This window comes from Pseudoalteromonas sp. HL-AS1, from assembly GCF_031198785.1.
In the GTDB taxonomy this organism is placed as follows: Bacteria; Pseudomonadota; Gammaproteobacteria; order Enterobacterales; family Alteromonadaceae; genus Pseudoalteromonas; species Pseudoalteromonas distincta.
The window spans coordinates 1,275,322-1,288,139 of record NZ_CP133569.1; the positions used below are offsets into that span (position 1 = coordinate 1,275,322).

At 37.9% G+C, this 12,818-nt stretch carries 10 protein-coding genes and 1 pseudogene; 10 read left to right on the top strand and 1 reads right to left on the bottom strand.

Features of this window, described 5'->3' with window-relative positions:
- Positions 1–92: 92 nt before the first annotated feature.
- From RB214_RS20460 to RB214_RS06000, 4 genes and pseudogenes are all read left to right on the top strand, one after another.
- Positions 93–812: pseudogene (locus RB214_RS20460) on the top strand (Ig-like domain-containing protein); the annotation flags it as partial.
- Positions 813–2,225, top strand: coding sequence for a lamin tail domain-containing protein (locus RB214_RS05990; RefSeq protein ID WP_309168603.1), 1,413 nt, complete (start codon positions 813–815; stop codon positions 2,223–2,225).
- Complete coding sequence (locus tag RB214_RS05995; protein WP_309168604.1) at positions 2,207–3,244, top strand: hypothetical protein; 1,038 nt, start codon at positions 2,207–2,209, stop codon at positions 3,242–3,244. Before RB214_RS05990 ends, RB214_RS05995 begins: the two co-directional genes overlap by 19 nt.
- 1 nt (position 3,245) lies before the next feature.
- Complete coding sequence (locus RB214_RS06000; RefSeq protein WP_309168605.1) at positions 3,246–3,767, top strand: hypothetical protein; 522 nt, start codon at positions 3,246–3,248, stop codon at positions 3,765–3,767.
- A gap of 74 nt (positions 3,768–3,841) precedes the next feature.
- On the opposite strand, the gene cysZ is transcribed toward RB214_RS06000, so the two are convergent.
- Complete coding sequence (gene cysZ / locus RB214_RS06005) at positions 3,842–4,552, bottom strand: sulfate transporter CysZ (RefSeq protein WP_290193378.1); 711 nt, start codon at positions 4,550–4,552, stop codon at positions 3,842–3,844.
- A 309-nt stretch (positions 4,553–4,861) separates the two neighbouring features.
- On the opposite strand from cysZ, the gene RB214_RS06010 reads away from it, so the two are divergent.
- The 6 genes from RB214_RS06010 (at position 4,862) to speB (ending at position 12,683) form a co-directional block, all read left to right on the top strand.
- Positions 4,862–7,114: an EAL domain-containing protein gene (locus tag RB214_RS06010; protein ID WP_309168606.1), complete on the top strand. Its 2,253-nt coding sequence runs from the start codon at positions 4,862–4,864 to the stop codon at positions 7,112–7,114.
- Between the two features lie 207 nt (positions 7,115–7,321).
- Entirely contained in the window at positions 7,322–7,783 is a 462-nt protein-coding gene (locus RB214_RS06015) for a GNAT family N-acetyltransferase (protein WP_002958569.1), read from the top strand.
- A gap of 232 nt (positions 7,784–8,015) precedes the next feature.
- Entirely contained in the window at positions 8,016–8,885 is an 870-nt protein-coding gene (locus RB214_RS06020; protein ID WP_039489375.1) for an MYG1 family protein, read from the top strand.
- A 77-nt stretch (positions 8,886–8,962) separates the two neighbouring features.
- A complete protein-coding gene (locus RB214_RS06025) occupies positions 8,963–9,295 on the top strand; it encodes a YnfA family protein (protein WP_007378102.1) in 333 nt (110 codons plus the stop codon).
- Positions 9,296–9,842: 547 nt separating this feature from the next.
- Positions 9,843–11,756, top strand: coding sequence for a biosynthetic arginine decarboxylase (speA, locus tag RB214_RS06030; protein WP_002958572.1), 1,914 nt, complete (start codon positions 9,843–9,845; stop codon positions 11,754–11,756).
- A 3-nt stretch (positions 11,757–11,759) separates the two neighbouring features.
- Complete coding sequence (speB, locus tag RB214_RS06035) at positions 11,760–12,683, top strand: agmatinase (protein WP_309168607.1); 924 nt, start codon at positions 11,760–11,762, stop codon at positions 12,681–12,683.
- Positions 12,684–12,818: the final 135 nt, after the last annotated feature.

Genomic DNA, 12,818 nt, shown 5'->3' on the forward strand with positions numbered 1-12,818 from the left:
CAGGTTGTGGCGGGGGAGGCGAAAGTAGTGATACAACTACGCCCTCTGGTAACGCTGCGCCCAGTGTTACGCTTTCGGTTAGCAGTAACGTTATTACTTCTAATCAACCATTTACTATTACAGCGCTTGCAAGTGATAGCGACGGACAAATTGCCAGCTATCAATGGCAACAACTTAGCGGGCCCGAGTTTACGTTTACCTCTAACGGTAACACGCTTACAGCCACTGCACCTAGTGTAACAACCGATACGACCTTTAGCTTTTCGGTTACAGTTACTGACAACTCAGGTGCTACTGCACAACAAGTTTTTTCAGGCACTATCACCTCTCAAAATAATGCTCCTACAGTTAATATAACAGGCCCAAGTAGTGCACTTGCCAGCACACAAGTTAGTTTAGTTGCTAACGCTCAAGATACAGATGGCACTATAAGTAATATTAATTGGATTCAGTCTGCTGGGGACAATGTTGAGTTTTCACAAACTGATGGAGTCCTTAGTTTTACCGCCCCTAATGTATCTAAAAATACAACACTAGGTTTTAGCGTAACCGTAACTGACAATGCAGGTAAAAGCGCTCAAGCGAGTAAAACGGTTTTAATTAATCAAGTAAATAGCGCGCCAACAGTCATTGTTACAGGCCCTGAAGAAGCTGACAGTGTAACCTTAGTTGCAGATGCACAAGACAGCGATGGTAGTATTAATAGCATAACTTGGCAGCAAATAAGTGGTCCTGTAGTTGAACTTACTCAAACACAAACAAGCATTAGCTTTAATGCGCCCACTGTTTCACAAAATACCAATGTTACATTTGTGGTTACTGTAACCGATGACGATAACGCTACAAATAGCGCTCAAAAAACAGTTGCAGTATTAGCACCAAACAATCCACCAACTGCAGATGATGTAAGTATTAGCGTGCAATATAATCAAGCCACAGAATTTAGTTTAGTAGTTAGCGATGCCGATAACGATACCGTTCAGATTGATTTTGGTGATGATTTAAATGGTGCACAAATTAGTGTTATTGATGCACAAGCCTTACTTTTTAGCTACACACCTCCTGCAAACAGTATCACTTCACAAAGCTATACGTTAACTGCGTCTGATTCAAAAGACACAACCGAATTTACCCTGAATATTACTGTGGTTGATTCAACGCCCGCTACAATTAGTAATGTAACACCCCAAAGTAATAATGACCCAGTTCTTGTAGATAGCCCTGTTAGTATTACGTTTTCAGATATTATGCTAACGAGCACTTTAGCCGTTAATTCTAGTAGTGGTGCTTGTACAGGAAGTGTACAAGTGTCGGCAGATAATTTTACTACTTGCTTGCCCTTAAATATTGAAAGTTTGTCGGGTACTACTAGTGACACAAGTACTTATTTTCATACTGTAAATGTAAGCGCAAGCTTTAATGAAGATAGCCAATATATCGTCCGTGTTACAGCTGATTTAACTAATTTTGATGATACGGCCATTGAAACGCAAACCGCTACTTCTTTTACTACCTCTAGCCAAGATATAAAAATAACTGAAGTTTCTTCTGTGCAATTTAGTAACGACCTACCTTGGATTGAAATTTATAACGGCACAGGGGCTGCTGTAGACTTACAGAGTTATTCGCTTAAATCCCGCAGTATTAATATGGTTAATAGCTCGACTAGTGCGCAGACAACTTTTTCACTGCCCAATAAAGAGCTTGAAAATGGTGAGTACCTTATTTTACAAAGTAAGTTTGGAGATTATTTTTTAGTAAATGCGTCAGTTAACAACCCTAAAATAGCGCTTGTAGGTAATGCTAGTGATGAAATTAGACCTTATTGGTACATAAACGGTTTTGTAGAATTACTTAATAGTGCAGGTACACAAACAATCGACTTTGTAAAATTTGGTAACTCAGTACAAGAACCAGTAACGCCATCACAATGGCAAGGTGGTAACGCAGAGCAAATCATCTCCGAGCAAGGAGGCAGCTTAAAGCGCGAGCTTAATGCGACAGACACTAATCAAAGCACTGATTGGAGTTATTCTGTGTTTAACACACCCGCTGGGCCAAACAATATAAATTGCACAATAGATGATGATGAGGATGGTATTCCTGATTGCGCTGAGCAACAGGGTACAACATTCGCGGGTTTACCACTTTATGAGTGGGGGGGGCGCGTACCGCACAAAAAGATATATTTATTGAAGTTGATTATATGGACAGCAGTGATGTAGGTATTACTCCACATCGAACAGCACTTGAAAAAGTAGCCACTGTTTTTGCAGAAAAAGGTTATACAGTCCACTTTGACGTAGGTGATTTGTTTGATCAAAATACAAATACAGCACCGCAAAATTTGGATTTAGGTGGCGGAAATCTTGTCCCTTTTAATAGCTATACCCCGTTTGAATACGATTTAAGTAGCCCTAATTTATTTGCTTATAAAATGGAATATAGCGATATAACTCGCAGGCCCATTTTCCATTATTTATTAATGGCAAGTAGTGGTAACGAAGACGGTAGTATTAGTGGTTCGGGTATTGCTGAGATAAGCGGTAATGATTTAATGGTAACTATGGGGGGCTGGGGTTTAACGCTTGATACGCAAGTAGCAACCAATGTAACTTATAATTATCAAGCATCAACAATATTTCATGAGTTAGGTCATAACTTAGGTTTATACCATGGCGGTGATGAAGAAGTTAATTTTAAGCCTAATCATTTAAGCTCTATGAACTATTTATATCAATTAGCGGGTTTATCAACAATAGGTAATAACGAAGGCGATCGCTACTATGAGCGTTTTTACCCAGGCAATGTTAGTTGCGATATTGCACCAAATACTAATAGTCATTTAGGCTCTACGGATGATTTTATTATTGATTATTCAAATGGTAGTTCGGCAGATTTAAATGAAAGCACCATACTTGAAGTACAGGGGTTAAATAGAAATAGCTCACTACCAGTTGATTTTAATTGTAATGCAATTAACACCGAAAGCTTAACCAGCTTTGATACTAACCAAGATAATACAATATCAATACTGAGTGATGTAGATGAGTGGAGCATGCTTAATTTACAGTTTTATATGCAAAGTGCAGGTAATCGATTTGGCGTGCCAAGTACAAATAACAGTAAGGTGCATAATTTACAAAGCTCGCCTGCTAATATTGAAATGCTGCCCAGTTATATAAAAGAAGCACAGCCAAGTAGTGCAATTATTGCTGAGTTAAAAGCAATTAAAGAGCAATAGTATGAAGCCAATGCTAAGCACTAAGTTTATTATCTTGAGTAGTTTTTTTAGCTTACTAATAGCGTGTAGCGATACTAACAATGCACGTGAGTGGTTACTAAAAAATGATAATTTGTATTATAAAAATACAGCTGTTGACTGGCGAATTGAATCAGTAAAGGGTTGTAAGACATGCTTTATAAGCCAAGATGTTGCTTATCAGCCTGAAGGTATTAGTCGTTATAATACGTTAATGCAGAGTCAGAATTGGGTCGCGGTACATGAGCTAAGTAAAATCAATGTCATTCGTTTAAAAATGCCAGACCAAACACCTTATTTATACGTAGAGCGTGAAAAAGGTCAGATACTAACGCTGTTTGATCAGCAGCAAAACTACAGTATAAAAATTGGTGAAGTTACAACCGTTAATATTAATAATCAGCGCTTTAGTATTTTGATTAAAAAATTTGAAGAAGTAGATAAACAAAGCGATGCATTACCAAGGCGCGCATCGCTTGAGTTTATTGCTTTAAAAATAGATTAAAAAAAGCACCTTAGGTGCTTCTTTAATCTAGAATGTGGTTTACTTCGGATATTGAAAAGTTAGCAACCTTTTAATTAACTGCGATATTTTGGACGATAGTTATCTACCCATAAACGTGTTGCACCGCACACTGCGACTGGCATAACTATTAAGTTTATAAAAGGGATAGCAGTTAACAACATAACAGCAAAACCAAATCCGTATGACAAACCTTGCTTAGATTTTAAATCGTCTTTCATTTGCTTAAAGTCAATTTTATGGTTATCAAACGCATAGTCTTCGTATTGAACTGCGTACATCCAACAAGTAAACAAAACCCATAGTATTTGACCAATAACCGGTAAAACCCACAACAATATAAAAAAACCAATTGCGCGGGGAAGGTAGTAGCATAGTTTTGTCCACTCACGGGCAAGCATGCGAGGTATATCTTTAACTAGTTCGGCAAAGCCGTCATCGTTAATTTTTTGACCTGTTAGGTAAAGCTCAACTTTTTCGCTTAGTAAAGCATTAAAGGGGGCTGCAATAAAATTAGTGATGACTGTAAAGAGCATCCCGTAACTGAATAAAGTAACAAATATTGCTGTAGGCCAAATAAGCCATTCTAACCAACTTAGAATATCAGGAAGCCAATTAATTAAAGCAGTGATCCATTCTTCAAATTTTATAATTAAAAGAAACATTGAGCTTATAAATAGCAAAATATTAATTAAAAGCGGGATAAGTACAAAACGCTTTAGCCCTTTTTGGCTAATTAATTTAAACCCCGAAAAAAAGTATTCCATACCTTGTGTGATCTGCACTGTAACCTCAAAAAATATTACCATTACTTATAGTATAAATAGCTTAATAATTTTGAACAGTACTTTTAAGTAACAAAGTGTTAGCTTTAATATTGTAGTTTTGTTTATATAGTAACAATAGGTGTTCAGTAATACGCAACTATGATTATTTAAGACAGGCCCGATTATTTTTTGCCAATAAAATAAAAAACTTACTAATCATGACTATAATGAATTTTACTGCGTAAGAAAAAAGCGCTTACTTAAAGCTTTTGTTGTTTCAATGTGTATAAATAATACGGGTAAAGGAAAATGGGTACGGATAGGTTAAAAAAGTTATTATCTCACCAGCAAGGCATTTTATCTAAAATTGCATTAGGGGTACCTTTAAGTGAGGTGCTTACTGAAATTTGTTCATCAATCGAGCAAATTATTGATGATGAATCCGCTAGGTGTTCAATCTTATCAGTTAAAGGCCAGCAGCTTTTTCATTGCGCAGCTCCTAATATTCATCCAGAGTACTGTAGTTTGCTTAATGGAGTTCACATAGGGCCAAAAGTAGGTTCATGTGGTACTGCAGCATTTTCGAAATCGCGCACGATTGTAGAAAATATTGAAACCTCACCGCTTTGGGAGGACTTTAAAGATTTAGCGCTAAAGTTTGATCTAAAGTCATGTTGGTCAACACCTATTTTTTCAACTCAAGCTGATTTGTTAGGCACCTTTGCTATTTATCACAGCACCCCTAAAGCCCCATCAGAGCAAGATTTAGAACTAATAGATTTTTTTGTACACTTTTCAAGTATTGCTCTTGAGAAAAGTAACGAATTTGAGAAGGCAAAACAGCTTGTCTTTAATTTACAGCACAGTAATGAAAAATTTAAAACCTTCACCAAAGTAATGCCCGATCTCATCCTCATTTTAAGTGAGGATGGCACATATACCGATGTTTATGGTACCTCTAATGAGTTACTGCTTGATTCGACCACGGATCTTATTGGCGAAAATGTTAAAGACCTACTTTCTCAAAAAGATGCGAAGATGATAATGGATGTCATCGAAACAACACTCTCGACTAACGAGATGCAAATATTTGAATATGAATTAAATGTTCCCAAAGGGGGCATAGTTTTTGAGGGACGAGCTGCCGCTCTAGATCATTACAATCCCAGTAGTCCTACAAAAAGACATGTAGTGTGGATGGCCAGAGATATTTCAATAAAGAAAAAGGCTGAGCAAGAAGTTCATAAGCTCGCCTTTTACGATCCATTAACTAATCTTCCAAATAGAAGGATGCTTAACGACAAATTAAGTCGATGTGTAGAGAGTGTTAAGCGTAACAAAAATATAGGGGCATTATTATTTTTAGACCTAGATAACTTTAAGCGTATTAATGATTCACTTGGGCACAGTGCGGGTGATGAAGTACTTGTGGAATTAGCAAAAAGGTTAAGCGCAATAATAAAAGGATCTGATACGTTGGCCAGAGCGGGTGGCGATGAGTTTATTATTTTACTAAAACACGTTGGAGAAAATACACTGCAGGCGAGCATCGAGTGCAAAATAGTAGCCAAAGAGATTCAAAGAGCTTTTCATGATAAATTTGAAGTGGGCAACCTTGCATTTCAAGTAAGCTGCAGCATAGGTATTTGTCTAATTGATAGCGTAAACGCACAGGCTGACAATATATTAAAATTTGCAGATACTGCTATGTATTGTTCTAAAAATAAAGGGGGTAATAGCAGCAGCTTTTACGACCCAGCCTTGCAAACACTACTTGAAAAGCAAACAGAGCTAGAAACCGACATAGTGAGAGCAATTGCGTCTAATGAGTTTTGTGCTTACTTTCAGCCACAAGTTAATACGCAGGGTGATGTTGTTGGTGCTGAAGCACTTATTAGGTGGAACCATCCTCAAAGAGGGCTGATAACAGCAAACGAATTTATACCAATTGCAGAGCAATACGGGCTTATTCAAAAACTACAAAATATTGTTTTACATGATATATGTATTTTAATAAACGAACTTAAAGCAGATAACATAATTGACGACTCGTTTAGTGTTTCAATTAATATTAGTCAAAGCCAGTTTAATTCATCAAATTTAAAAGGAGAGCTGTTTAGCACTATCAATAAATTTGATATTCGAGCACAGCAAATTAAGTTAGAAATAACCGAGTCAATGCTCTCAAGCGATATAGATTATACAATTAGGCAAATGAAAGAGCTCATTGCTGCTGGCTTTTTATTTTCGATTGATGATTTTGGAACCGGTTACTCCTGCTTAGCGTACTTAAGTGCGTTTCCTGTTAAAGAATTAAAAATAGATAAAAGCTTTATTGATAAAATTTTAGATAGCACGGTTGGCTTTAATATTGCGCAAACAATTATCAGTTTAGGAAAAAGCTTAAACTTAGTGGTCGTTGCAGAAGGCGTAGAAACAACAGAACAATATGACTTACTTAAAAAAATGAATATTGACGCCATGCAAGGCTACTTAATTGCAAGGCCGATGGATAAAGAAGGCTATTCAAAATGGCATAGCGCTAATACTAATGCGCAATAATACTTGAACACTACTATTTATTAATTAGTAATAATTTAGCAAAATTTACACACTTGCTAGGCCACTTTTGCTCTTTTAGCTGGTGAAATTTCATAACCCATATGCTAAATAAGGAGTAAAGATTTTTTAATTAAACAATGCTAAGCTATGACCGCTTAAATATATTATTTAAAGCTTAATAAACTTATAACAATGAATGGAAGCTTTATGCAGTTAGTCGATTTGAACCCGAATGATCCCGACGTGGTAAATGTATTTGATGATATAGACCGACTTATAAATTCTTTATATCCTGTGGCTACCGCACAGTCTCTGGAGTTAAACGAATTAACCTTACCTAATGTGTACGCTATTGGTTTAAAAACTGAAGAAGGTATTATTGCCTGCGGTGCGATTGTAGAGAAATTTGATACCCAGCCTTACGGCGAAATAAGACGTTTATATGTAAAACCAAGTCATCGTGGTAAAGGGCTATCAAGACGTATTATGCAGATTTTATTGCATCAAGCTGGCGAAAAACAAATCCCGTTAATACGCTTAGAAACAGGCCCAAAACAAATAAAATCAATCAATTTATATGAAAATTTAGGCTTTAAACGCTGTAGCAGTTTTGGCTCATATGTAGATAATCCACAAAGTGTTTTTATGGAATTAGGGCTTAGTAAATAAGTTCATTAACGCTGCGACATATTAAAGCTTAATGTGTCGTAAATATCAGCCTTCATTATTATCTTGTAATAAAAGTCATACTCAAACTAGTAACTATAAAAGCAGCTTTTATAGTGATGCAAAAATACTTCACTGTTTTTAACACCTGTCTTCGTATAAAATCTGCCTCGATAATTAGTGACTAACTTACAAAGCGAGAATTTTTATCTTTTCTAAAAGTAGCAATAAACAAATGAGCGAAATAACAGTAGTAACCCACAATGGTAATTTTCATGCAGATGACGTTTTTAGTATTGCGGTACTTAAACATGTTTTGCCAACGTTTAAATTGGTACGCACACGCGATAAAGCACTTATAGAAAGTGCCGACTACGTAATAGATGTAGGTGGGGAATACGATCCTGAAACTAATCGCTTTGATCATCATCAACGTGGTGGTGCAGGCGAGCGAGAAAATGGCATTCCTTTTTCATCATTTGGATTAGTGTGGAAAAAATACGGCTTAGCACTGTGTGATGATAACCAAGCCGTTGCTGATAGAGTGGATTCAGGCTTAGTTTCAACTATTGACGCCATTGATTGTGGTCATGTTGAAGGTGTATCAAAAGGGATAAGCTTGAGCCAAACAATTTCAATGTTTAACCCTACATGGGAAGAAGAAAGTAACTTTGATACCTGCTTTGATGAAGCCGTTGAATTTGCAGCTCGCATGCTCATTCGTTTTATCGCCTCAGCTCACGGTAGTGTTAATGCAAAAGAGATTGTCGCCAAAGCAATTGAAAATGCAGACGATGCCAGAGTAATCGTGCTTGAAAAGTACACACCGTGGAAAAAAACAGTGCATATTTTATCAAGTGAGGCGCTATACATGGTTTACCCATCGCATTCTGGGCAATGGATATTACAAACAGTACCCGTTGAGCCTGGCTCGTTTGAAGATAGAAAACCGCTTCCTAAAGCATGGTCTGGTTTATCTGATCAAGCGTTCGTAGATGAAACCGGTATTGATGATGCAGTGTTTTGCCATAATGGTTTATTTATAGCGGGCACTAAGTCGTTTGAAAGCACAATGAAACTTGCCACCATGGCGCTTAGCGAATAACAACGCAGATTCATAACGAATACTAAGCATAACAATTTGTATTGATTGTTATGCTTGTTATTTTTGCGCGGAGCATTATGTTTGAATTAAAAACAATCGCACTTTTTACTATTACAGCCTTAGCAGAAATAGTGGGTTGCTATTTGCCCTACCTTTGGCTTAAGCAAGATAAAAGCATTTTACTTTTAATTCCTGCAGCGTTAAGTTTGGCACTATTTGCATGGTTGCTCTCTTTACATCCTACTGCTGCCGGGCGTGTGTATGCAGCTTATGGCGGCGTATATATTTGCGTTGCGCTATTATGGTTATGGGTTGTTGATGGCGTAAAGCTTACTATGTGGGATATTATCGGTGGTCTAGTTGCACTGCTAGGTATGGCTATAATTATGTTTGCCCCAAAAAGTGCATAGCTAGCTTATAGTCAATTAATCGAATTCGCTTATACACTACTGCAATTTCCCACTTTCAATACCACAGGCAATACCTAACGCTACATTTGCGCCAAGTAATGATTGAAGCTGGTGGATGTATGCTAAGCGTTTTTGACGTGCAGTTTTTATTCACTTTGCAGAATACATAGGTATTACTTGGCCACAACACGTTGGCTAAACTGTAAGTAATTGAGGTGTTGAGAACGCCTTGCTCTAACCCATCAAAAGTAAATTTTATAAACAAAGTAACTCAAGATGAATTTTATTGAACGAGCTCATTCATTTTTACTAATAAAATTTATAATGAGTCATTTAAAAATAGCCATTTTTTATAACTTTTCTTATCTTTAAAAATCATCAAAGTCCTGTTTTATATATGCTAGCGGGCAATAGTTGTTTGGTTATTTTTTTAACATCAAAAATCACTCGTTACGAGTAAAAATACTTGTTGGACTTGAATCTCTATTTTTCTTTTAATGCGCGGCACTAGCCGAGTCGGCATTAATTAAATAAAAGAGAAAGATAAATGAAAGAGACAACATCACTAGAACAAGCTCGTACGAGCTACAATGTTCGTCATTGGAGCCAAGGTTTTTTTGGTATTAATGATCAAGGTGATGTGTATGTTGCGCCCAAGGCTCATGCCCCAGAGCAAACCATTGCACTAACAGATATCGCAAAGCAACTACAAGATAAAGGTTTAAGCTTACCTGCTTTAGTTCGTTTTCCGCAAATTTTACACCATCGTGTACACAGCTTATGCGGCGCATTTAATACTGCGATTGAAAACTATGGTTACCCTAAAGACTATCTATTAGTTTACCCGATAAAAGTAAACCAACAACGTGAAGTGGTTGAAGAAATAGTAGCAAGCCAAGCACAAGTAGAAAAAAAGCAACTTGGTTTAGAAGCAGGCAGCAAGCCTGAATTACTAACGGTACTAGCACTGGCTGAAAAAACCAGCGCCGTTATTGTATGTAACGGCTACAAAGATAAAGAGTACGTACGTTTAGCACTTATTGGCGAAAAGCTAGGTCATAAAGTGTATATCGTACTTGAAAAGCTTTCTGAGCTAGACATGGTGCTTAGCCAAGCAAAAGAGCTTAACGTAAAACCACGCATTGGTATTCGTGTACGTTTAGCGTCGCAAGGTAAAGGTAAGTGGCAAGCGAGTGGTGGCGAAAAATCAAAATTTGGTTTATCCGCATCGCAAGTTTTACATGTAGTTAATCGTTTAAAAGGCGCAAACCAGCTTGATTTATTGCAGCTTGTGCATTTTCACTTAGGGTCACAAATGGCGAACATTCGTGACGTACGTTTAGGTGTAAGCGAAGCTGCGCGTTTTTACTGTGAGCTACGTAAACTAGGCGCAGAAATTGATTGCCTTGATGTAGGTGGCGGTTTAGCTGTTGATTACGACGGCACGCGTAGCCAGTCGCATAACTCTATGAATTACAGCTTAGCTGAATATGCGAATAACATTGTGTACACCATTGGTGATACATGTAAGCAATATGAGCAACCAATGCCGACTATTATTTCTGAGTCGGGTCGTGCGCTTACGGCGCATCATGCTGTGCTTATTTCTAATGTTATTGGTACTGAAAGTTACACGCCAGAAGAGTTAGTAGCGCCAGCGGCAGATGCACCCCTGTTATTAAAAAACATGTGGGCATCGTTTGTACAGTTAACTGATTTAACGGATGACCGTGCATTAATTGAGATTTATCACGACAGCCAAGGTGATTTAGCTGAAGCGCATAACCAATTTGCACTCGGTTTATTAGACTTATCGCAGCGTGCATGGGCTGAACAAATTAATATCCGTATTTGTTATGAACTTAACAAGCACATGGATAATAAAAACCGTTTTCATCGTCCGATTATTGACGAGTTAAACGTACGTTTAGCCGATAAGTTTTTTGTAAACTTCTCGTTATTTCAATCGCTTCCAGATGCATGGGGCATTGATCAAGTGTTTCCGGTATTGCCATTAAGTGGCTTAACTGAAGCACCAAAAAAACGTGCTGTATTACTTGATATAACCTGTGATTCAGACGGCGCACTTGAGCATTACGTAGATGGACAAGGTATTGAAAGCACACTACCAGTGCCAGAGTTTAGTGCTGATAAACCTTATTTAATGGGTTTTTTCTTGGTGGGTGCTTATCAAGAAATTTTAGGTGACATGCATAACTTGTTTGGCGATACGCACAGCGCAATTGTCAATATGGATGAGCAAGGCGTTGCAAGTATTACCGAGATAAACCAAGGTGACACTGTTGCCGATATGATGCGCTATGTACATTTAGATGTTGAAAGTTTTCAGCAATCATACGAGCAGTTAGTAAGCACTAAAATTGAAAAACACGAACAGCAAAGCGTTTTAGACGAGTTGCAAAGCGGCCTTGATGGCTACACTTATTTAGAAGAGTTATAAGCAATGTCGACTTTGTTTGGTCACGCAGATCACTCATTGTACTCAAATGGGATGACATTTTTACGTCGTCCTATGGTGCAAAACATTAATGCAATTGATGCAGACGTAGTGGTTTTAGGCTTACCATTTGATTTAGCGACCTCGGGCCGCCCTGGTGCGCGCTTAGGCCCTGATGCAATTCGTCGTGCATCGGTTCATTTAGCATGGGAAGACACTAAATACCCGTGGACGTTCCCGTTGTTTGAGCGCTTAAAAGTGGCAGACGCAGGGGACTTTACTTACCCTGTCGGGGATCCTGAGTATTTTACTGTGCAACTAGAAATGGCTGCGGATCAAATACTTCGCCAAGGTAAAACACTATTAGGTTTAGGGGGCGATCACTTTGTGACGCTTCCGCTATTACGTGCTCATGCAAAAATACATGGCAAAATGGCGTTAGTGCATTTTGATGCGCACACCGATACCTATAGCAATGGCTCGCGATTTGATCACGGCACTATGTTTTATCATGCACCAATGGAAGGGCTGATTGATGTTGAGCACAGTATACAAATAGGTATTCGTACCGACTTTGATCAAAGTAAACATGAGTTTGCTGTGATTGATGCAATGCAAGCCAATGATTTACATGCAAATGAAATTGCAGCGCAAATACTTGAGCGAGTAGGTGACCTACCTGTTTACTTAACGTTTGATATAGATTGTTTAGACCCTGCGTTTGCGCCTGGTACAGGCACTCCTGTGTGTGGTGGTTTAACGTCAGATAAAGTACTTAAAGTACTGCGTGCGCTAAAAGGCATAAACATGGTAGGTATGGATGTAGTAGAAGTATCACCTTCGTACGACCAAAGTGAGCTTACCGCTATTGCCGCAGCAACCATTGCGAGCGAATTACTGCATTTGTGGACGCATAAAAATAAGTACTAATTATATAACTTAAGTACTACAAAAAAGGGTATGCGCTTGCATTAATGCCGATCATTTAAGAATTAGTTAATAGCACTTGAACGATCTTCTAGGTATGTAAGAATCCGAATTCTTTTGTAGAATTCGGATTTTTTT

Excerpts from the sequence above, each read along its gene's own strand:
- RB214_RS05995 (WP_309168604.1), top strand. The coding sequence starts at position 2,207 with ATGGACAGCAGTGATGTAGGTATTACTCCACATCGAACAGCACTTGAA.
- RB214_RS06000 (WP_309168605.1), top strand. The coding sequence starts at position 3,246 with ATGAAGCCAATGCTAAGCACTAAGTTTATTATCTTGAGTAGTTTTTTT.
- cysZ (WP_290193378.1), bottom strand. The coding sequence starts at position 4,552 with ATGGAATACTTTTTTTCGGGGTTTAAATTAATTAGCCAAAAAGGGCTA.
- RB214_RS06010 (WP_309168606.1), top strand. The coding sequence starts at position 4,862 with ATGGGTACGGATAGGTTAAAAAAGTTATTATCTCACCAGCAAGGCATT.
- RB214_RS06015 (WP_002958569.1), top strand. The coding sequence starts at position 7,322 with ATGCAGTTAGTCGATTTGAACCCGAATGATCCCGACGTGGTAAATGTA.
- RB214_RS06020 (WP_039489375.1), top strand. The coding sequence starts at position 8,016 with ATGAGCGAAATAACAGTAGTAACCCACAATGGTAATTTTCATGCAGAT.
- RB214_RS06025 (WP_007378102.1), top strand. The coding sequence starts at position 8,963 with ATGTTTGAATTAAAAACAATCGCACTTTTTACTATTACAGCCTTAGCA.
- speA (WP_002958572.1), top strand. The coding sequence starts at position 9,843 with ATGAAAGAGACAACATCACTAGAACAAGCTCGTACGAGCTACAATGTT.
- speB (WP_309168607.1), top strand. The coding sequence starts at position 11,760 with ATGTCGACTTTGTTTGGTCACGCAGATCACTCATTGTACTCAAATGGG.